General features: G+C 62.2%; 20 protein-coding genes. 12 read left to right on the forward strand and 8 right to left on the reverse strand.

The window, feature by feature from the left end; genetic code table 11:
* The first annotated feature begins 55 nt into the window (after window positions 1-55).
* The 3 genes from mutY to J2Z31_RS09140 all read left to right on the forward strand — a co-directional run bounded on the left by mutY (window position 56) and on the right by J2Z31_RS09140 (window position 3030).
* The gene (mutY, locus tag J2Z31_RS09130) at window positions 56-1144 is read left to right on the forward strand and encodes an A/G-specific adenine glycosylase (RefSeq protein WP_209601581.1); all 1089 of its coding nucleotides are present in this window, start codon (window positions 56-58) and stop codon (window positions 1142-1144) included.
* A gap of 54 nt (window positions 1145-1198) precedes the next feature.
* On the forward strand, window positions 1199-1891 hold the full coding sequence (locus tag J2Z31_RS09135; RefSeq protein ID WP_209601582.1) for an HAD family hydrolase: 693 nt from the start codon (window positions 1199-1201) through the stop codon (window positions 1889-1891).
* 95 nt (window positions 1892-1986) lie between these two features.
* A complete protein-coding gene (locus J2Z31_RS09140; RefSeq protein ID WP_209601583.1) occupies window positions 1987-3030 on the forward strand; it encodes a calcium-binding protein in 1044 nt (347 codons plus the stop codon).
* A gap of 195 nt (window positions 3031-3225) precedes the next feature.
* Here J2Z31_RS09140 and J2Z31_RS09145 read toward each other — a convergent pair whose 3' ends face one another.
* From J2Z31_RS09145 to J2Z31_RS09155, 3 genes are all read right to left on the reverse strand, one after another.
* Window positions 3226-4356, reverse strand: coding sequence for a site-specific DNA-methyltransferase (locus J2Z31_RS09145; protein WP_209601584.1), 1131 nt, complete (start codon window positions 4354-4356; stop codon window positions 3226-3228).
* Between the two features lie 164 nt (window positions 4357-4520).
* The gene (locus J2Z31_RS09150; protein WP_209601585.1) at window positions 4521-4886 is read right to left on the reverse strand and encodes an antibiotic biosynthesis monooxygenase family protein; all 366 of its coding nucleotides are present in this window, start codon (window positions 4884-4886) and stop codon (window positions 4521-4523) included.
* Window positions 4883-5206, reverse strand: a complete 324-nt coding sequence (locus J2Z31_RS09155) for an NIPSNAP family protein (protein WP_209601586.1) — start codon at window positions 5204-5206, stop codon at window positions 4883-4885. The genes J2Z31_RS09150 and J2Z31_RS09155 overlap by 4 nt, the downstream gene beginning before the upstream one ends.
* A gap of 70 nt (window positions 5207-5276) precedes the next feature.
* On the opposite strand from J2Z31_RS09155, the gene J2Z31_RS09160 reads away from it, so the two are divergent.
* The 3 genes from J2Z31_RS09160 (at window position 5277) to J2Z31_RS09170 (ending at window position 8117) form a co-directional block, all read left to right on the forward strand.
* A complete protein-coding gene (locus tag J2Z31_RS09160) occupies window positions 5277-5957 on the forward strand; it encodes a winged helix-turn-helix domain-containing protein (protein ID WP_209601587.1) in 681 nt (226 codons plus the stop codon).
* Between the two features lie 251 nt (window positions 5958-6208).
* Window positions 6209-6904, forward strand: a complete 696-nt coding sequence (locus tag J2Z31_RS09165) for an HAD family hydrolase (RefSeq protein WP_209601588.1) — start codon at window positions 6209-6211, stop codon at window positions 6902-6904.
* A 106-nt stretch (window positions 6905-7010) separates the two neighbouring features.
* The gene (locus tag J2Z31_RS09170) at window positions 7011-8117 is read left to right on the forward strand and encodes an ABC transporter substrate-binding protein (protein WP_209601589.1); all 1107 of its coding nucleotides are present in this window, start codon (window positions 7011-7013) and stop codon (window positions 8115-8117) included.
* 134 nt (window positions 8118-8251) lie between these two features.
* On the opposite strand, the gene J2Z31_RS09175 is transcribed toward J2Z31_RS09170, so the two are convergent.
* Window positions 8252-8764 (reverse strand): hypothetical protein, encoded by a 513-nt coding sequence (locus J2Z31_RS09175; RefSeq protein ID WP_234939388.1) that lies wholly within the window; start codon window positions 8762-8764, stop codon window positions 8252-8254.
* 484 nt (window positions 8765-9248) lie between these two features.
* Here J2Z31_RS09175 and thrC point away from each other — a divergent pair, with 484 nt between their 5' ends.
* The 4 genes from thrC (at window position 9249) to J2Z31_RS09195 (ending at window position 15742) form a co-directional block, all read left to right on the forward strand.
* A complete protein-coding gene (thrC, locus tag J2Z31_RS09180; protein WP_209601591.1) occupies window positions 9249-10655 on the forward strand; it encodes a threonine synthase in 1407 nt (468 codons plus the stop codon).
* Between the two features lie 14 nt (window positions 10656-10669).
* Window positions 10670-11971 carry a M16 family metallopeptidase gene (locus J2Z31_RS09185; protein ID WP_209601592.1) on the forward strand — a complete coding sequence of 434 codons (1302 nt, stop codon included), beginning with the start codon at window positions 10670-10672 and terminating at the stop codon, window positions 11969-11971.
* 250 nt (window positions 11972-12221) lie between these two features.
* A complete protein-coding gene (locus tag J2Z31_RS09190; RefSeq protein ID WP_209601593.1) occupies window positions 12222-12833 on the forward strand; it encodes a GNAT family N-acetyltransferase in 612 nt (203 codons plus the stop codon).
* Entirely contained in the window at window positions 12833-15742 is a 2910-nt protein-coding gene (locus J2Z31_RS09195) for an EAL domain-containing protein (RefSeq protein WP_209601594.1), read from the forward strand. Before J2Z31_RS09190 ends, J2Z31_RS09195 begins: the two co-directional genes overlap by 1 nt.
* A gap of 88 nt (window positions 15743-15830) precedes the next feature.
* On the opposite strand, the gene J2Z31_RS09200 is transcribed toward J2Z31_RS09195, so the two are convergent.
* On the reverse strand, window positions 15831-16436 hold the full coding sequence (locus J2Z31_RS09200; RefSeq protein ID WP_209601595.1) for a YqgE/AlgH family protein: 606 nt from the start codon (window positions 16434-16436) through the stop codon (window positions 15831-15833).
* Between the two features lie 268 nt (window positions 16437-16704).
* Between J2Z31_RS09200 and J2Z31_RS09205 the strand changes: the two genes are divergently transcribed.
* Together J2Z31_RS09205 and J2Z31_RS09210 are read left to right on the forward strand one after the other, a co-directional pair.
* Window positions 16705-17553, forward strand: a complete 849-nt coding sequence (locus tag J2Z31_RS09205) for a protein-disulfide reductase DsbD domain-containing protein (RefSeq protein ID WP_209601596.1) — start codon at window positions 16705-16707, stop codon at window positions 17551-17553.
* 62 nt (window positions 17554-17615) lie between these two features.
* Entirely contained in the window at window positions 17616-18101 is a 486-nt protein-coding gene (locus J2Z31_RS09210) for a peroxiredoxin (protein ID WP_209601597.1), read from the forward strand.
* 77 nt (window positions 18102-18178) lie between these two features.
* Here J2Z31_RS09210 and rnhA read toward each other — a convergent pair whose 3' ends face one another.
* The 3 genes from rnhA to ispH form a co-directional block, all read right to left on the reverse strand.
* Window positions 18179-18640: a ribonuclease HI gene (gene rnhA, locus J2Z31_RS09215; protein ID WP_209601598.1), complete on the reverse strand. Its 462-nt coding sequence runs from the start codon at window positions 18638-18640 to the stop codon at window positions 18179-18181.
* Window positions 18637-19617 (reverse strand): homoserine kinase, encoded by a 981-nt coding sequence (locus J2Z31_RS09220; RefSeq protein WP_209601599.1) that lies wholly within the window; start codon window positions 19615-19617, stop codon window positions 18637-18639. The genes rnhA and J2Z31_RS09220 overlap by 4 nt, the downstream gene beginning before the upstream one ends.
* A gap of 65 nt (window positions 19618-19682) precedes the next feature.
* On the reverse strand, window positions 19683-20690 hold the full coding sequence (gene ispH, locus J2Z31_RS09225; protein WP_209601600.1) for a 4-hydroxy-3-methylbut-2-enyl diphosphate reductase: 1008 nt from the start codon (window positions 20688-20690) through the stop codon (window positions 19683-19685).
* Window positions 20691-20693: the final 3 nt, after the last annotated feature.

Consider the following 20693-nt stretch of genomic DNA (forward strand, 5'->3'; position numbering starts at 1 on the left):
TTGAAGCCCGGGCGAGCCTCGGCCAACTATAGGCCGGAAAAGGACTCCCCGGCAAATGACGCGTTACACTATAGCGGCGAGCGAAGCCGCCGCTCTTCTCCTTCCCTGGTACGACCGCCACCACCGCGACCTGCCGTGGCGGGTCTCGCCGCCCATGGCGCGGCAGGGGATCGTCGCTGATCCCTATCACGTCTGGCTGTCGGAGGTCATGCTGCAACAGACGACTGTCCAGGCCGTCAAGGCCTATTTCGACAAGTTTCTGAGGCTCTGGCCGACGGTCGAGGATTTGGCGTCCGCTGAGACGGAGGACGTCATGAAGGCTTGGGCCGGGCTTGGCTACTACGCGAGAGCGCGCAACCTGAAGAAATGCGCCGAAGCGGTGTCGCGCGAGCATGGCGGCCGTTTTCCGGACACGGAGGAACGGCTGAAGGCGCTTCCCGGCATCGGCGACTACACCGCAGCCGCAGTCGCGGCGATCGCCTTCAACCGCAGAAGCGCCGTGCTCGACGGCAATGTCGAACGCGTGATTTCGCGTCTTTACGCGATCGAGGCGCCGTTGCCCGCCGCCAAGCCGCGGATGCGCCAGCTGATTGCGGAGCTGACGCCCGCCGAGCGGCCGGGAGATTTCGCCCAGGCGATGATGGATCTCGGCGCCACGATCTGCACGCCGAAGCGACCGGCCTGTTCGCTTTGTCCCTTCCGTCCGAAATGTCTGGCCCTTCACAACGCAGACCCGGAGACGTTTCCGCGGAAGGCCGCGAAGAAGGAAAAGCCGCTGCGCCTCGGCGCCGCATTCGTGGCGATCGACCAAGCCGAGGCCGTCTATCTGCGCAAACGTCCCGAGACGGGCCTGCTCGGCGGCATGACAGAGGTCCCCGGCACGGACTGGACGGCGCGCCGCGATGGTGCGACCACGCTCGACGCGCAACCCTTCGCCGCAGCCTGGCAGCCCTGCGGCGCGGTCAGCCACGTCTTCACCCATTTCGAGTTGCGTCTTTCCGTCTACCGCGCGAATGTCATCGCGGCACTGCCCGGCGTCGAGGGCTGGTGGGAGCCGATCGCTTCGCTGAAGACGCAGGCGCTGCCGACCGTCATGAAAAAAGCAATCGCCCAGGCCATACCGCATGCGTTCAACCAGGGCTGAGGACGGGCCAAAAAAAACCACCCGTTCGAATCGTCATTAAACAGGGAATTCTCCATGAGCGCCGAAATCCGCCACATCGTCTTCGACATCGGCAAGGTTCTGATCCATTACGATCCGCAGATTCCCTATTGCCGCCTTATCCCGGACGAGGCCGAGCGCAATTGGTTCTTCGCCAATGTCTGCACACACGACTGGAACATCGAGCAGGACCGGGGCCGCACCTGGGATGAGGCCGAAGCGCTATTGATCCGCGACCATCCCGAGCGGGAGGAACAGATCCGCGCGTTCCGTCGGCACTGGCACGAAATGGTGCCGCACGCCTATGCCGAATCCGTCTCGCTTCTCGAAAGCCTGGTTGCCGAAGGGCGCGATGTGACGATGCTCACCAATTTCGCGTCGGATACTTTCCGCGAGGCCCAGAAGCGCTTTCCGTTCCTGACGCTGCCGCGCGGCGTCACCGTTTCCGGCGATGTCGGACTGATCAAGCCGGATATCGCGATCTACCGGACTCACGCCGACGCCTTCGGGCTCGAGCCGGCGGCAACGATCTTCATCGACGACAGCCCGGCCAATGTCGAGGGGGCACGCGCCGCCGGCTGGCACGCGGTGCTTTTCACTGACCCGCAGAAGCTGAGGATCGATCTGGCGAGTTACGGCGTGCAACCTGTGGGCGACGTTCGCGACATCGATCCGGCAATGGCTTCCGCCTCCGAGCTGTCGTCGCCAGCCATGGAGCCGCCCCACTGAATTCATGAAAGCGCCGCAATCGGTTCACCGGCCATTCAGCTTTATTGCCCCATGATCCGCGTGAGATTTCAACGCCTTCGCCGAAAGGTAGAGCAATGGCCACGCGCATTTACGGTACGAACTACGCCAACATCATCAGGCAGAGCGACTACAGCTACATGCCTGTCGAGATTTATGCCTACGACGGCGACGACGACATTTATCTGAATGTAACCGGCAGTTACGGTGGGGACAACTATGTCGAGGCAGGCTACGGCCACGACCTGGTCGTCAACTACTTCGAGGGCGGCAATGACATCTATCTCGGCGCCGGCAACGACATCTATGTGGCCGACATTCGTGCCCGCGATACAAGCGCCTATGATGTCGTCTACGGCGGCACCGGCAACGACCGTTTCGAAATCGAAGGCTATGCCAGCGATTACTATGGCGAGAGCGGCAACGACACGTTCTTCTCCGTCGGCTTCAAGAACTACTTCAACGGTGGCACCGGCATCGACACAGTGAGCTATCAGTTCCAGGACGATTGGAGCGCGGAGCGCGGCAAGGGCGTGACGATCGACCTCGGCTACAAATATGCGACCACCGGGACCGGCCGGCGCGAGGACCTGATCAGCATCGAGAACGCAACCGGCACGCATTACGGCAATGACGATATCACCGGCAGTTCGGTTGCCAACACGCTGCGCGGGCTCGGCGGTCACGACATTCTCGAGGGCCTCGGTGGCAACGATTTTCTCGACGGTGGCAGCGGCGACGATGATCTCTACGGCGGTTCCGGCGCCGATATCCTGCGCGGCGGCACCGGCTTCGACTATCTGGTCGGCGGCACCGGCACCGACAGTTTCGACTTCAATTCGATCACCGAATCCGCAGTCGGCAGCAGGCGCGACGTGATCACAGATTTCCGCCGCTCGGAGTTCGACGTCATCGATCTTTCGACGATCGATGCGGACACGACCTGGAGCGGCAACCAGAGCTTCCAATACATCGGCGGCTCCGCCTTCTCCGGAGAGGCGGGTGAGCTCCGCTTCGCCGGCGGCGTGATCTCCGGCGACGTCAATGGCGACGGCTATGCCGACTTCCAGATCAAGGTGAACGGCGTCACGAGCCTCCGGTCGGACGACTTCTTCCTCTGAGGCGCTCAACCGTCGATCGACAAGCCCCGCCGCGATTTTGCGGCGGGGCTTTTGCTGTCGATATCGGTTCCTCGTCCCGGAATACAAACGCCCGGAACCCTCTTCGGATTCCGGGCGTTTAAAGCACTCCCTCCGGGACTGAAGGCACAAAAACCGAGCGGAGCGCTTTTCGAAGACCTGGGCGGAACCGGTTGATCAGTTCAGTTTTGCCAGGTCGTTTCGAATGACGGATCTGAGCTCGTCGATGGGCTTCAGAGTGTTCCCCTCTTCGAAATGCCAGAACGTCCATCCGTTGCAGGCGTCAAGGCCCTGGACCTTGGCGCCGAGGCGGTGGATCGAGCCGGCCTCTCCGCCGGATGCCAGCGTGCCGTCGGCGCGCACGACCGCGGTGTAGCGGCGCTTCGCGTCGGTGAGCACCGTGCCGGGCTTGATCAGCCCGCTTTCGATGAGCGTGTTGAAGGCAACCCGCGGCTCCGCCTTCTTGCCGGTCATGACCGAGAGCGTTGCCTTGCCCAGCGGCTCGACGGCGGCGATGCGCTCGGCGGCGGCATCAATGTAATGTTGTTCGCGCTCGATGCCGACAAAATGACGACCAAGGCGCTTGGCGACGGCGCCGGTGGTGCCGGAACCGAAGAACGGATCGAGCACGACGTCGCCCGGTTTGGTCGAGGCCATCAGGATACGGGCGAGCAAAGCCTCCGGCTTCTGCGTCGGGTGCACTTTCTTGCCGTCTTCGCCCTTCAGCCGCTCGGAGCCTGAGCAGATCGGGAACAGCCAGTCGGAGCGCATCTGAACGTCGTCGTTCGCCGCCTTCATGGCCTCGTAATTGAAGGTGTAGCCCTTGGCCTTGGCGTTCGGCGTAGCCCAAATCAGCGTCTCATGGGCATTCTGAAATCGGCGCCCCTTGAAGTTCGGCATCGGATTGGTCTTGCGCCAAATGATGTCGTTCAGGATCCAGAAATGCAGGTCCTGCAGGATCGCGCCTACGCGGAAGATGTTGTGGTAGGAACCGATGACCCAGAGCGTGCCCGTCGGCTTGAGAACGCGGCGGCAGGCGAGCAGCCAGGCGCGGGTGAAGGCATCGTAGGCCTCGAACGAAGCGAACTGATCCCATTCGTCGTCGACGGCATCGACCAGCGACTGATCGGGGCGGTGCAGCATGCCGCCGAGCTGGAGATTGTAGGGCGGATCGGCGAAGACGACGTCGACCGAATTATCGGGAAGCGCGTTCAGCGCGGCCACGCAATCTCCCTTGATGATGCTGTCGAGCCAACTTAACGGACGGGCGGCGCGGGAGATTTCTGCAAGCGAAACAACAGAGGACATGGGCAACTCGCAAATACGCTTACTCGGGACTGACTATAGCACTTATGGTTACCGAAGATGGTTACCAAAGCCTGAAGGCCGTCCGCAAAATTGCGGCGTCGGGTTGCCCTTCCCTTGCCACGATCTCCTTGTGCGGCTGGTTGTGCGGCTGGGCACGCGCTTTTTCAGGATCGGCCGCCTTCCGTCCGGTCGTGCCATAGTCGGCTGTCCGGCGGTGCCTCGTCGCGGTCGTTGAGACCATAGTCTCGGATGACCGCAGCGACCCTCAAGCGATAGTCGGCAAAGACGCCGCTCCGTCCCGCAGCCTGCGCCGAACGGTGCTCGGCGCCTTCGCGCCATTCCTTCACCGCCGCCTCGTCGCGCCAGAAGGAAAGCGACAGCAGCTTGTCGGGATCGGAGAGGCTCTGAAACCGCTCGATCGAGATGAAACCGTCGATGCTGTCGAGCAGCGGACGCAACTCGGCGGCAAGGCCGAGATAAGCGTCACGCTTGCCCTCTGCCGGAACGACCTCGAAGATGATGGCAATCATCGGCTCACTCCATGCGGCAGGGAGACGTTCTTCAGGAACATGCGGTCCTCCTTGAGGATGAAGCGCTCGCGACGGGCAAACTCGTAATTTTCGCGACCGAGGGGATCGGCGGCGAGCCTGGCACGGTATGCCTCATAGGCGGCGAGACTCTCGATATTGTAGACTCCATAGGCCGTTGTCGCCGAGCCTTCATGCGGTCCGAAATAGCCGATGAGGTCGGCGCCGCAGCGCGGGATCGCCTCGCCCCAGTTGCGGGCATAGGTGGCGAAATCGTCCTTGCGGAAAGGATCGATCTCGTAACGGATGAAGCAGGTTATCATGGTTGTCTCCTTCTTGATGCCGACATCATGCCCGCTTGTTTCGCCGGAATGCTTCGACTACGATCGAAGTATGAAAGAAGGTCCTGACATTGCGCTCATTGGATCCCTGATCGGCGACCCGGCCCGTGCCAACATGCTGAGTGCGCTCATGGGCGGACAGGCGTTGACGCCGACGGAGCTCGCGGCGCATGCCGGCGTCACGTTGCAAACAGCAAGCTCTCACCTCGCCAAGCTCGAAGCGGGCGGGCTGGTGACGCAGCGCAAGCAGGGCCGCCACCGCTACTACGCCTTGAGCGAGGACGAGGTCGGGCTGATGCTCGAAAGTCTAATGGGCTTTGCCGCGAGCCGCGGCCTTACGCGCCACCGGCCGGGACCGAAGGACCCGGCGCTCCGCAAAGCGCGCGTCTGCTACAATCACCTCGCCGGCGACTATGGCGTGCGCATGCTCGACAGCCTCATTAATGCACGGCAGATCGAAATTGCCGGAGACGACCTTACCCTGACCGAAGCGGGCCGGGAGCGTATAGAGGCGCTTGGGATCGACTATGCCGCGCTCAAGAAATCGCGGCGACCGATCTGCCGAAGCTGTCTTGACTGGAGCGAACGCCGCTCGCATCTCGCAGGCTCCCTCGGCGAGGCGCTGCTCAAGCTTTTTCTCAACGAGGGTTGGGCGAAGCGTGAGAAGGAAAGCCGCGCCATTCGCTTTACCGACAGGGGCGACAAGGCCTTTCTCGACCTCTTCCCGCTATAGCGCTTCAGAGATGAAGGCTGGGTTCAACCAGCGCGCCGCCGAAGCCGTCACGGGCGACGCCCGTACAGAATGCCGAGCCTTCGCAGTCCCCGGAGGCAGCCCGCAAACGACGGGGGCGGAACAGCGGATGCACTTCCTCGTCCCTCTCCAGGTTGAGCTTTGCTCCGCCATCGTATAAGGCTGGCGGAACTCTTTCCGCGCCGCACTTCAGAGTCCTTCCTGCCAGCGGCGCCCTCCCCCAAGGACGCACAATGACCGGTTTCGATCTCATCATATTCGATTGCGACGGCGTTCTCGTCGATTCGGAAATTATCGCCTCGCAGGTACAGGCCGAGCTGGTAAGCAAAGCGGGCTACCCGATCAGCGTCGAGGAGATGAATGAACGCTTTGCTGGCATGACCTGGCGCGACACCTTGCTCACGATCGAGAAGGAAGCGAGCATTCCGCTCTCCGCTTCGCTGATCGATCGGGTCGATGCCATTCTCGACAAGAAGCTCGCCAGCGACGTCCGGATCATCGACGGCGTCAAGGCGGTGCTGATGCAGCTCGCGCAACCGCATTGCATCTGCTCTAACTCCACCTCGGCGCGGCTGGCGACGATGCTCGGCAAAGTCGGCATACGAGACCATTTTGGCAAGCACATCTATTCGGCGCGCGACCTCGGTCCCGACCGGGTGAAGCCAAAGCCGGACATCTTTCTGCACGGCGCCGCCCAATTCGAAGTTGATCCGGCGCGCGTCATCGTCATCGAAGATTCAGTGCACGGTATTCATGGCGCCCGCGCCGCGGGCATGCGCGTCGTCGGTTTCACCGGCGGCAGCCACAGCTATCCGTCGCATGCGGACAAGCTGACGGATGCCGGTGCGGAAACGGTGATCTCACGCATGTCGGCACTGCCGGGCGTAATCGCTGCACTGGCAGAATGGTCCGAGACGATGCCGGCCTGACCGCACGAAGAGGCGCGGCCGCCCCTTGTGAAAATCGCCCGTTTTCGAACCGCGCGCGAGGACTATATCAAACGTCCAAGGGGGCATTTTCCAAGGAGGAAACGCTATGCGTCTTTCGTTACTCTCCGGATTGGCTTTCGCGGCCGGCGTCGCATTCGCCCCGCTCGCCCATGCCGACTTGACCCTCGGCGTGATCACGCCACTCACCGGTTCGGTCGCGGCCTTCGGCGAGCAGGTCAAGAATGGCGCGGAGGCGGCGGTCGAAGCCATCAACGATGCCGGCGGCATCAAAGGCGAGAAGATCGTCATCAGGATCGTCGACACCGCCGGCGAGCCGAAGCAAGCTGTATCGGTGTCAAACCAGCTCGCTGGCGAAGGCGTGCGGTTCGTGGTCGGCCCGGTCCTCTCCGGCACGGCTATGCCTGCCTCGGACGTGCTCGCCGAGAATGGCATCCTGATGGTTACGCCGACCGCGACCACGCCTGATCTGACCACCCGCGGTCTTTGGAACGTCCTGCGCACCTGCGGCCGCGACGATCAGCAGGCAGTGGTTGCCGCCGAATACATCCTGAAAAATCTCAAGGACAAGCGGATCGCCGTCCTTCACGACAAAGGCGCCTATGGCAAGGGCCTGGCCGACGGCCTCAAGGCCAAGATCAACGAGGGCGGCATTCAGGAAGTCGTCTACGAAGGACTGAACCCCGGTGAGAAGGACTTCAGCGCCATCGTCACGCGGCTCAAGGCCGAGAATGTCGACGTCGTCTATTTCGGCGGCTACCACGCAGAGGCGGGCCTGATGATCCGCCAGATGCGCGACCAGGGCGTCAATGCCCAGCTGATCGGCGGCGACGGCCTCTCCAATACCGAGTTCTGGGCGATCGCCGGAGAAGCTGCCGAGGGCACGATCTTCACCAATGCAAGCGACGCGACCCGCAACCCTGCTGCAGCCCCGGTGATCGAGGCTCTCAAGGCCAAGAACATTCCGGCCGAAGCGTTCACGCTCAACGCCTACGCCGCCGTCCAGGTGCTGAAAGCCGGCATCGAGAAAGCGGGTTCCGCCGAGGATCCGACTGCCGTCGCCACCGCGATCAAGTCAGGCGAGGAGATCGACACCGTCATCGGCAAGCTCACCTATGGCGAAACCGGCGACCTCACCTCGCCAAGTTTCTCGCTCTACAAGTGGGAAGCCGGCAAGAGCGTCGCGGCAGAGTAAGCGGGAGCTGACGGGCGACGACGAGGCGTATCGCCTTTGGCTACCCCATTTCTGTGCTTGTCACCGGAAATCGGGTATGCAAAGTCGCCGCCCCCATCCGGCCCACCCGTCCAAGTACGCGGTCAAGCCGCCACTTAACGCGCGCTTTGCGGTCCCTCGTCGAAACCGATGTAAATCTTGGCGTCCGCCCCGGCACCCGCCGGCAGGGTGACGTCGGTCTTGGTGAAGACGAACTGAGTGTTGGTGCTGCCCGGCGGTACCTCGACGGGATATTGGGTCAGCTCGGAATAGAGCGTCTTTTCGCCGTCGGTCGCGGCGACACGGATCGGCATCGTCACCTTGCCAGGCCCCCCGGCGGGTCCCGCAACAACGCGGCCTTGCGCAACCACGGTCACCTTGAGGCTGTCTTCGCTCTGCACGCATTGGCGCGTGGTGTCGGCAAGCGACGCCTGGTATACGACCTTGGCCGGATCGTCCTTGCCGCCCTTTGCGAAGGTGCGGTATGAGGCGGTTCCTTCTCTGAGCGTCACCGGCGGGCAGGCCCCTTGGACGACGGCGGGCGTCGGTGCGGCCGCACTCCCTCCGGCTTCGATGGCGCCCCCCGATTGCGGCGTGTTGCAGCCGGAGACGGCCAAAAGGGCGGACATTGCGAGAAGACGGAGAGATAGATTGCCAGACACGTTGTACAACCTCTATTGAACGGTCGAAACTTTTGAGGAATCGCGGCGGTCGCGATTCATTCCGATGTACCGGAAGCGGCGCGGGATCGCCCACTTCCACTCCGAATACGATCGGCGGAGACCTTCCTTGGCCTTCGGGCATCGTCTATAGCAGCGCGAAACTGAAAAATCGACGGGGCGACCGACTGCGCTGGAAAATTCCGCGGAGCCGGAAATTGCCACTGTGACAAGAACGGCCGCGCGATTTTCGGGGGACTGAGGCAAAAAGGCAGCCGGGCAGCGGCTCGCCTTTAAGACGACCGCAACGCTCGCTTGCCACAGCCAATCAACGTGATATGCGCGTTTCATAGGACGCGTGATGTCATGGGGCCGAACCAGGGGAAGCACGGAGAGCGTCCGACCGCAGCAACTCCAACCATTCTGCTCCAAACAGGAACTCGGGTGACGAAGGATGAAGACGGTGAAATATATTTCGACGCGGGGAGAAGCGGCACCCCTCGGTTTCTGCGACGCGCTTCTGGCAGGACTGGCCCGTGACGGCGGCCTCTATCTTCCGAAGGAGTGGCCGAACCTCTCGAAAAAGGAAATCCGAGGGCTGCGCGGCAAGTCCTATCAGGACGTCGCCTACACCGTGCTCGAACCTTTCACCAACGGCGAAATCCCTGCGGCGAAATTTCGCGAAATGATTGACGAGGCCTATGCCACCTTCCGCCACCCGGCCGTCGCGCCGCTGGTCCAGACCGGCCCCAACTCGTATGTCCTGGAACTCTTCCACGGTTCGACGCTCGCCTTCAAGGACGTCGCCATGCAATTGCTCGCACGGTTGATGGACCACGTGCTTGCCGAGCGCGGCGAACGGGCGACCATCGTCGGCGCGACGTCGGGCGACACGGGCGGGGCCGCAATCGATGCCTTTGCCGGTCGCGAGCGTACGGATATCTTCATCCTCTTCCCGCGCGGCAAGGTATCGCCGGTGCAGCAAAGGCAGATGACGACCGCAACGGCCACCAACGTGCATGCGATAGCGATCAACGGCAATTTCGATGATTGCCAAAACCTCGTCAAAGCCATGTTCAACGACGAGGCCTTCCGTGACCGCGTGAAGCTCTCGGGCGTCAACTCGATCAACTGGGCGCGCATCATGGCCCAGATCGTCTACTATTTCACGACGGCGATCGCGCTTGGCGGGCCGGATCGCAAGATCTCCTTTACCGTACCGACCGGCAATTTCGGCGATATCTTCGCCGGCTACGTCGCCAAGCGCATGGGCCTGCCAATCGACAAGCTGATCATCGCGACCAATGACAACGACATTCTGGCCCGCACGCTCAAGTCCGGCCGGTACGAGATGCGGCAGGTGAAGGCGACCACCTCCCCATCGATGGACATCCAGATCTCCTCCAACTTCGAGCGGCTCCTCTTCGAGGCCAATGAGCGCGATCCGGCGGCGGTGCGCGCGGCGATGGCAAGCCTCAATCAATCCGGTTCCTTCGCTGTCGGCGAGAGCGCACTGAAAAAAATCCGGAAGGAGTTCCGCGCCGGTCGTGCTTCCGAAAAGCAGGTGGCAAACACCATCCGGAAGACCTTCGAGGAAACCGGCTATCTGCTTGACCCGCATACGGCAATAGGCGTCTTCGTGGCGGCCAAGCACGAAAAGCCTTCCGCGCCGATGGTCACGCTCGCGACCGCCCATCCGGCCAAATTCCCCGCGGCAGTAAAATCGGCCAGTGGTATTGACCCCGCGCTTCCGACGTGGCTTGCTGATCTCATGACCAGGGCGGAGCGTTTCGATATCCTGGATCCGGAGTTGAAAATCGTCGAAACCTTCATCGGCGAGCGTACCCGCGTTCGGGATTAGGACGAAAGAAACGGATGATGAAAGTTGAGTGCACGCGGCTCGCTTCCGGGCTGACGGTGGTTACCGAGCAAATGCCGCATCTGGAAAGCGTGGCGCTCGGCGTCTGGATCAAGTCCGGTTCGCGTAACGAGACCGTGGACGAGCACGGAATTGCGCACTTGCTGGAGCACATGGCTTTCAAGGGCACGAGGCGCCGTACCGCCCGCCAGATCGCCGAGGAGATCGAAAATGTCGGCGGCGAGGTCAACGCCGCCACCTCGACCGAGACGACCTCCTACTATGCCCGCGTGCTCAAGGATCATGTGCCGCTGGCGATCGACATCCTCGCAGATATCCTGACGGAATCGACGTTCGAAGAGGACGAGCTCCGCCGGGAGAAACACGTCATCCTGCAGGAGATCGGCGCCGCCGACGACACGCCAGACGACGTGGTCTTCGACCATTTTGCCGAAACGGCCTACCGGGATCAGACGGTCGGTCGGCCTATTCTCGGGACGCCGGAAACGGTGATGTCGTTCACCGCCGACCAGATCCGCAATTATCTCGGCCGCAACTATACGACAGATCGGACATTCATCGTGGCTGTCGGCGCCATCGACCATGACACGATCGTGCGTCAGGTCGAGGAGCGCTTTTCCGCCCTGCCCGCCTCACCGCTTTCCCTACCGGTCCTAGAGACGGCGCGCTATACCGGCGGCGACAGCCGCGAAACGCGCGATCTGATGGATGCGCAGATCCTGCTCGGGTTCGAAGGCAAGGCCTATCACGCCCGCGACTTCTATTGCTCGCAGATCCTTGCCAATATCCTCGGCGGCGGCATGTCGTCCCGGCTCTTCCAGGAAGTGCGCGAACATCGCGGTCTCTGTTATTCCGTCTATGCCTTCCACTGGGGTTTTTCCGACACGGGCATCTTCGGCGTCCATGCTGCGACGGGCGGCGAGAACCTGCCGGAATTGATGCCGGTGATTATCGAGGAGTTGCGCAAGTCCTCAACGAACGTGGAACAGCAGGAGATCGAGCGCGCCCGCGCGCAGATCCGGGCGCAATTGCTGATGGGCCAGGAAAGCCCCGCCGCGCGCGCCGGCCAGATCGCCCGCCAGATGATGCTCTATGGCCGCCCCATTCCCAACGATGAGTTGATGGAACGCCTTTCCGGCATCACCATCGAACGCCTGACGGACCTCGCTGGCCGGCTTTTCTTCGACACTGTTCCCACACTTTCGGCGATCGGCCCCCTCGAGAAGCTCGCGCCGATGAACGACATTGTCTCCGCATTGACTGCGAAGCCCGCTGCCGTACGTGCCATGGCAGGCTGATGGACATCCTCACCTGCTGAGGCCATTCAGCCGCAGTGCGTAGGCCGCGATTTTCTTGCAGAGTTCCTAAAATCGGAATCGATTTGGGCGTAAACATGTGCGACGTTTCGCAATGCGGCGCGTTCGCTCGCGAAACGGCTGCAGCGTCGCAGGGAAGAATTCGCTTTCCTGTGCGTGGATGGTCGGAGCGGAACGAGCAGCGCGCAGCGCATCCTCATCCGCTCGGCTGCTGAGTTGGCCGGAGGCATATATGGCACGATCGGTTTTTCGGTTCCTGTCGCGGCAGCCCGAGACGGTCGAGATAGCCAACGAGCATTATCTCCTCAGACTTCCCCGTTACGCTGACTATCGCCAGTGGTACCGGCTACGCAGCGAAAGCCGCGCCTTCCTGGAGCCCTGGGAACCGACCTGGCGTCCCGATGAGATGACCGAGAGCGCATTCCGAAGCCGCGTCATCCGCAACGAACAGGAACATGCATCAGGGCAGGCGGTGCCGCTGTTCCTGTTCCGAAAACCCGACGAAATCCTGCTAGGCGGGCTCACAATCGGCCATATCCGTCGGGGCGCCGCGCAGAACTGCATGATCGGCTATTGGATGGGGCAGCGATATGCGGGCCAGGGCCATATGTACCAGGCGCTGAAGCTGACCATCCCCTACATCTTTTCGACCCTCGAGTTGCACCGTATCGAAGCAGCCTGTATTCCGGAAAACGCGCGGAGCATCCGGCTCCTTGAAAAGGCCGGCTTTGAGCGTGAAGGCTACTTGAGACAGTACTTGAAGATAAACGGGCAGTGGCGGGACCACCTGATGTTTTCGCTGCTCGTCACCGATGCCGTACCGAACAGGAATATGCCCCTTTGATGCCTCTGATCCGCAAGCCGTTCGTAAGGCCAGCCAAAAGCCTGGCGGCGTTTCTGGTGGCACTTGCGATTTTCGCTCTCGGCCTTGCCGGCGGCGTCGCGCATGCCCTCGAACCAGTGAAGATCTCGCGCGAGGACACGGCTCTCGACCTCACCGCCACAACGGAAATCTATAGCGGGCACGGCGAGGCCTTCCAGGTCTCCACCGCCCCAGGCACCGACGGGATCGTGCGCCGCATCGAAGTGCGCTCGAGCACGGAGAACCACCAGGGAGACTGGGCGGTCTTCGCACTTGCCAACGTCTCGGAGGAGCAGCTCGAACGGGTGATCGTCGCGCCGCATTTCCGGCTGGTGAATTCCAAGCTGTTCTGGCCCGACCTCGGCTCGCGGCGCATTCTCTCGATCACCCCAAGCGAGGGCTTTTCGCTCGACCGGCAGCAGAGCGACGAGGCCGACGTCTTCCGTATCACTCTCAACCCGGGCGCAGTCGTCACCTTCGTCGCCGAGCTTGCGACGCCCGATCTGCCACAAATCTACCTCTGGCAGCCCGAGGCCTACAAGGACACCGTAAACGCGTTTACGCTCTATCGCGGCATCGTACTCGGTATCGCCGGCCTGCTCGCGGTGTTCCTGACCATTCTCTTCGTCGTCAAGGGTACGTCGATGCTGCCGGCGACGGCAGCGCTTGCCTGGGCCGTACTTGCCTATATCTGCGTCGATTTCGGGTTCCTGTCGAAGCTGATCAGCATGACGGCGGACGACGAGCGCATCTGGCGGGCCGGGACCGAGGTCTTCCTCGCGGCCGGCCTGGTAATCTTTCTCTTCACCTATTTGAACCTCAATCGCTGGCATCAGCATCTCGGTTATGCGACGCTTGCCTGGATTCTCGGCCTGGCGCTGCTCTTCGGCGTCGCCATTTACGATCCGGCGATCGCGGCCGGCATCGCCCGCCTCTCCTTCGCCTTGACGGCGACCGTCGGAATCGTGCTGATTGCCTATCTCGGTTTCAACCGCTACGACCGCGCCATCCTTCTCGTCCCAGCCTGGCTTCTGATCCTCGTCTGGCTCTTCGGCGCCTGGCTTGCCGTTACCGGTCAACTTGCCAACGACATCGTCCAGCCCGCGCTTGGGGGCGGGCTCGTGCTGATCGTGCTGCTGATCGGCTTCACGGTCATGCAGCACGCCTTTGCCGGCGGCGCCTACCAGCAAGGCCTCTTCTCCGATCTCGAGCGTCAGGCACTGGCGCTGACCGGTTCAGGAGACTCGGTCTGGGACTGGGACGTGGCGCGCGACCGGGTCGTTACGCTGCCCGATATTTCGCACCAGCTCGGGCTCTCCCTCGGCACAATGAACGGGCCTGTGCGCAACTGGGTGCCGCGGCTGCATCCGGATGACCGCGACCGGTTCCGCGCGACGCTCGATGTGCTTTTGGAGCATCGGCGCGGCCGGCTGCACCACGAGTTCCGCGTCCGTGCCGAAGACGGCCATTATCACTGGCTGTCGATACGCGCGCGGCCGGTGCTCGGCGCCAATGGAGAAATCATCCGCTGCGTGGGCACAATCGTCGACATCACCGAACAGCGCAATTCGGTGGAGCGGCTCCTGCACAATGCGCTTCTCGATAACCTGACCGGCCTGCCGAACCGGCAGGTTTTCCTGGATCGTCTTCAGGCGATCCTCTTGATGTCCGACGGCACCAACATCAGGCCGACAGTGCTTGCGATCGACATCGACCGGTACAAGCAGGTTAACGAGTTGCTGGGCATTGCAGCCGGCGACAATGTCCTCATTGCACTGACGCGCCGGCTTCGCCGACTGTTGCGCCCGCAGGACACGCTGGCGCGCCTCGGAGGCGACCAGTTCGGGCTGATCCTGATGTCCGAACGTGATCCCGCGAAGATCGCCGACTTTGCCGATGCGGTCAGCAAGGCGATCATGGTTCCGCTCAATTACGGCCATCGCGAAATCAACCTCACTGCTTCTATCGGCCTCGTTTCCTGGCTCGATCACGAACAGAGCGCGGCCGGCCTGCTCGACGACGCGGAGCTTGCGATGTTCCGCGCCAAGAAGGAGGGCGGCAACCGAGTCGAGCCGTTCCGGCCCGCCTTCCGCACATCCGGCTCCGATCGCTTGCAACTCGAGGCGGACTTGAAGCGGGCGATCGAGCGCAAGGAGCTTTCGCTCGTTTATCAGCCGATCGTGCGCCTGAGCGACGCCGAGATTGTCGGCTTCGAGGCGCTCATGCGCTGGGACCACCCCAAGCGCGGCAACATCTCGCCGACGGAGTTCATTCCAATCGCGGAGAATTCCGACATCATAAACCAGCTCGGCATGTTCGCGTTTGACAAGGCGACGAGCGATCTTTCCGAATGGCAGTCGCAGACCGGCGACCTGCCGATCTTCGTCTCGATCAATCTCTCGAGCGCGCAACTCTTGAACAACGAGCTCTACGACGACGTGCGCGCCGCCCTCACCAAGAACCGCTGCGACCCGACGCAAGTGAAGATGGAGCTCACCGAGTCGCTGGTGATGGAGAATCCGGAACAGGCGCGGCTGGTGCTCGAAAAGCTGAAGGAGGCGGGCTTGAGGCTGGCACTCGACGATTTCGGCACCGGCCATTCCTCCCTCTCCTATCTCACCCGCTTTCCCTTCGACACGATCAAGATCGACAAGGCGCTGGTGCGCGATCCGAGCGACAAGCGTGCCGTCGTGCTGCGGTCGGTCATCACCATGGCGCGAGAACTGGACATGAGGGTTGTCGCAGAGGGCATCGAGTCGGAGGACGACGCGATTCAACTCGCCCAAATGGGCTGCGACTACGGCCAAAGCTTCCTGTTTGGTCCGCCGATCGGATCGGAATCGATATTGCGGCTCCTGAAGGAGCGATTTCCCTTGATGAAGCGGGCTTAGTTTAGCGTCGCCCTTAAAGTACCGTTCCGCGCCGCCGAGTTTCTCTGCTGAATTCCCGCGACAAGCACAGGACTGAGGAGGAGAATTTTCAGGCGTGGCCGGAATCCGGCGAGAGCATGGCTGGGCTGATGCCCATCAGGGCAAGTGCCCGGTCGTATTTCTCGTCAAGGTCGCGGCTGAAGATCAGTTCCTCGCGCGCCGGGCAGGTGAGCCAGCCATTCTGGGTGATTTCGTTTTCCAGTTGGCCCGGTCCCCAACCGGCATAGCCGAGCAGCATTGTGGCTTTAAGAGGCCCTTCGCCACGGGAAATGGCTTTGACGATGTCGAGCGTCGCAGTCAAGCAGATGTCGTCGCTGACGGGAATGCTGGAGTCGCTCAGGTAATCGTCGGAGTGCAGCACGAAGCCGCGTCCGGTCTCGACGGGGCCTCCGGCCTGGATCTGAAAATCGCGCGCAGCCGCCGGCAGCCGGATTGCATCGTCGGGATCGAGCAGCTGAAGATGCAGGAGCACGTCCGGAAAGGTGAGCCGCTGCGGCCGGTTGAGAATGAAGCCCATCGCTCCGTCTTCGGAATGGGCACAGACGAAAATAACGGTGCGGGCAAAATTGACGTCGAACATCCCCGGCATGGCGATCAGAAACTGACCGTCAAGAAAGCCGCGCTCACGCGCCCTGTGAAGCACCTTGGTTGCCATAGTGGGGATAGCCTATCAATTCGCCATGAAATGAAAAGCGTCTCTACGTGGCGGCCGCCCAAATTTGCACGCACGACGGTTACTTGCGCCGGTTACAGCGGCTTTTTCGACGCAAGAGAACCTGGCCGCTTCGCACGGCCCGTGAACAAACGCTGGGAGATGGCAGATGTTCCCGCCATGCTCCCGCCGGCCGCGATCAAGAATTTATGATCGTTTGAATCAGCCCCGGCGGCTGGAGAGCCAAAGCGAAACGCGGTACTCATAATCGATGATTGAAGTTTCGATACCGGCAGCTAAGACCCGGCGCCTCGCAAAGGCAGGTCTCCTCGTCACCCTTATCCTCGCCGGCCCGGCCGAAGCTGCCACGAGCGAATGGCTCGACACTCCCGGCGGGGCGGTGCGCCTCGTTGCCTCGCAGCCCAGGCCGGATGGCTCCATTCCCGCCATTCTCGAAGTCCGGCTTGCGCCCGGCTGGAAGACCTATTGGCGGGATCCGGGCGCAAGTGGAATACCGCCGCAGGTCACCCTCGATCCGGACGCCGGGGTCAAGCTGGAAGCGATCCGCTTTCCCGCGCCGAGGTCCTTCGGCGAGGGACCGGAGGGCTATGTCGGCTATGACGCGCCGGTCACCTTTCCGCTGCTGCTGAAGCGCATGAACGACGAAGCCGACGTGACGATCCGGGCTTCCGTTTTCCTCGGTGTCTGTGAGGATATCTGCATTCCGGTGCAGGGCGAGTTGGAGCTTACTCTCAAAGGTGGCGAATTCGACAATCCACTGGATGCGGCGCGCATCGAGCGGGCGATCGAGGCGCTTCCAGAAACGCCGTCAAATGATTTCAGGGTCTCACAGGCGGAGTTTGACGCGGCCGCCGGGCTGATCCGCATCAATCTCCAACTGCCGGTATCGGCGGCTGGTGCCGAGCCGGAAGTCTTTCTCGCAGGTCCCCGTGGGGTATTTTTCGGCAAACCGATCGTCGGCGGCGCGTCCGGCACGACCCGACGGGTCGATGTTCCGGTGAAGCGCGCCGGAAAGGACCCTCAGACTGGCGCAGAGCCGATCGCACTGACGGTGCGCGTCGGCGATCGCACCATGGAAACCACGCTTGCCTTCGACTGAGGCGCTCTTATAGTCCCCGCCACCATATTTGATCCCACCATATCTGATCCAGGAGAGAACCCGTGACCATCGCTGTCGGAGATAAGCTGCCCAGGGCAACCTTCAAGGAAAAGACCGCGGATGGCCCGGTCGAGGTGACCACCGATGATCTCTTCAAAGGCAAGCGGGTCGTCCTTTTCGCCGTTCCGGGCGCCTTCACGCCCACCTGCTCGCTCAACCATCTTCCCGGCTATCTCGAGAACCGCGATGCGATCCTCGCCCGCGGGGTTGACGCTATCGCCGTCGTGGCCGTCAACGACCTGCACGTGATGGGTGCCTGGGCGAGCGCGACCGGCGGCATGGGCAAGATCCACTTCCTGGCCGACTGGAACGCCGCCTTCACCAAAGCGATCGGCATGGACATTGATCTCTCAGCCGGTACGCTTGGCGTCCGCTCCAAGCGCTACTCGATGCTGGTCGAGGACGGTGTAGTCCGGATGCTGAACGTAGAAGACGTCCCCAGTCAGGCGACCGTTTCCGGCGCGGCCGCCATGCTGGAACAGCTTTGATCTAAAGCTCGCATAAAAGCACGCGGGTGGCTGGGGATTTGCCCCTCACCCTACTGCATGTGTTCTTAGATGGATCTCTACTTCACCGCGTCCGAGCGGCGCGCCTTCTTGAACGGCTCCATGCCCTTGCGCGCGAGCTCGTCGGCGCGTTCGTTTTCCGGATGCCCGGCATGTCCCTTCACCCAGTGCCAGGTCACCTGGTGCCGGCCCCTTGCCTCGTCCAGCGCCTGCCAGAGTTCGCCGTTTTTCACCGGTTTCCGGTCGCCGGTTTTCCAGCCGTTGCGCTTCCAGCCGTGAATCCATTTGGAGATGCCGTCCATCACATATTTGCTGTCGGTGTGGAGGTCGACCTCACAGGGCTGCTTCAGCGCATTCAGCGCGGAGATGGCGGCGAGCAGTTCCATGCGGTTGTTCGTGGTCTCGGCCTCGCCCCCGAACATCTCCTTCTCCAAATCGCCATAGCGCAGAACCGCGCCCCAGCCCCCCGGCCCGGGATTGCCCGAGCAGGCTCCGTCCGTGAAGATCTCGACATGCTTCATGCGGAGGCCTCTTCACGCCTCAGGCCGTATTCGCCGCTCGAGGCGACGGCGCGATGGAAGCGAAGCTTCGCCAGGTACTCGAGCGGGTCCTTCTTGACGACCAGCGCGCCGGCGGGCGTCGTCAGCCAGTCGTAAAGGCGCGTCAGGAAAAATCGGAGTGCGGCACCACGCGAAAGCAGCGGAAGCGCCTCAACCTCTTCCGGGGTCAGCCTGCGCACGCTCTCGTAGCCGGCAAGCAGCGCCATCCCCTTGGTGATGTTGTAGGCGCCGTTTTTCTCGAAGCACCAAGAGTTGAGGCAGACGGCAATATCGTAGGCCAGGAAATCGTTGCAGGCGAAGTAGAAGTCGATGAGACCCGAAAGGCGATCGCCCAGGAAAAAGACATTGTCCGGGAAGAGGTCCGCATGGATCACCCCTGCAGGCAGGTCCGTCGGCCAGCGCGCCTCGAGATCGGCCAGTTCCGTCGCGATCTCTTCCCTCAATCCGGCCTGTACCTCATCGGCGCGTGCCTCGGAATTTTGCCAGAGCGGGCGCCAGCCGTTGACGGAAAGGGCGTTTGCACGCGTCAAGGGGAAGCCCCTGCCCGCCTCGTGCATCGATGCGAGCGCCCGACCCACCGCGCGGCAATGCTGTGCCTCCGGCCTTCTCAGCCACACTCCCTCGAGAAAGGAAATTACCGCGGCCGGACGGCCGGAGAGCGTGCCCAACAGGTCGCCATCGGCGCGCGGCAAGGGCAGCGGACAGGAGATCCCCGACTCGGCAAGATGGTGCATGAGCCCTAGAAAGAACGGCAGGTCGTCGGCGTTCACCCGCTTTTCATAAAGCGTGAGAATGTAGGAGCCCTTGGTGGTGTGAAGGAGGAAATTGGAATTCTCGACCCCTTCCGCAATGCCCTTATAGGAGGTCAGCGAGCCCACGTCGTAAGCCGCAAGGAAGCGGATCAGTTCGTCTTCCGTGATATCGGTGTAAACTGCCAAGGCTCGCTACTTTCCTGAAAAATGCACATTCAAAGGTTGGCCCGCCACCGGCGATCGTTCGTCATCTAACCGTTGACGAAGGCCATGTCGGCGTCGGTGAGTTCGACATGGCGCAGTTCCCGGTTAACGAGGAAGTTCTCATGCTCCTCCACGGTGTCGGCAAGCTCAACCTTCGCTGCATAACGCTCCCGGAATGCCTCGATGATCTCGTTGACGATCACTTCCGGTGCGGAAGCTCCGGCCGACAGTCCGACCGTCGAGATATCTCGAAGCGTGCCCCAGTCGATCTCCGAAGCACGCTGGACGAGGACGGCCTGGCGGGCGCCGGCTCTCAGCGCCACCTCGACGAGCCGCTTGGAGTTCGAAGAATTCGGCGCGCCGACGATCAGGAACAGGTCGCAGCCGGGTGCGGCCTGCTTCACGGCCTCCTGCCGATTCGTCGTCGCATAGCAGATCGAGTCGGCAGCGGGCGCCGTCAGGTTCGGGAAACGCTCGTGCAGCCGCTTGATCACGCCGGCGGTATCGTCGACCGAAAGCGTCGTCTGCGTGACGAAGCCGAGATTGTCGGGATCCGGCGGCGTGTAGGCATCGGCATCCTCCACCGTTTCGATGAGCGAGACGGCGCCGTCCGGCAACTGCCCCATCGTGCCGATGACTTCCGGGTGCCCCGCATGGCCGATCAGCACGACGTGCCGGCCTTGCCGGTGGTGACGCATCGCCTGCTTGTGGACTTTGGATACGAGCGGGCAGGTGGCATCGAGATAGAAGAGATTGCGCGCGTCCGCGTCGGCCGGCACAGATTTTGGCACGCCATGGGCGGAAAAGACGACGGGCTGCTTGCGGTGCTCGGGCGGGATCTCGTCCAGTTCCTCGACGAAGATCGCCCCCTTGGCTTCAAGTCCCTCCACGACATAGCGATTGTGCACGATCTCGTGGCGGACATAGACCGGAGCGCCGAACTCCTTGAGCGCCAGCACGACGATCTGGATTGCCCGGTCAACGCCGGCACAGAAACCGCGCGGTCCGCAGAGGCGAATGGTGAGGGGGGATTTTGCTGCCGTGAATAAGGCCATAGG

The sequence above is a fragment of the Sinorhizobium kostiense genome, assembly GCF_017874595.1.
Classification (GTDB): domain Bacteria; phylum Pseudomonadota; class Alphaproteobacteria; order Rhizobiales; family Rhizobiaceae; genus Sinorhizobium; species Sinorhizobium kostiense.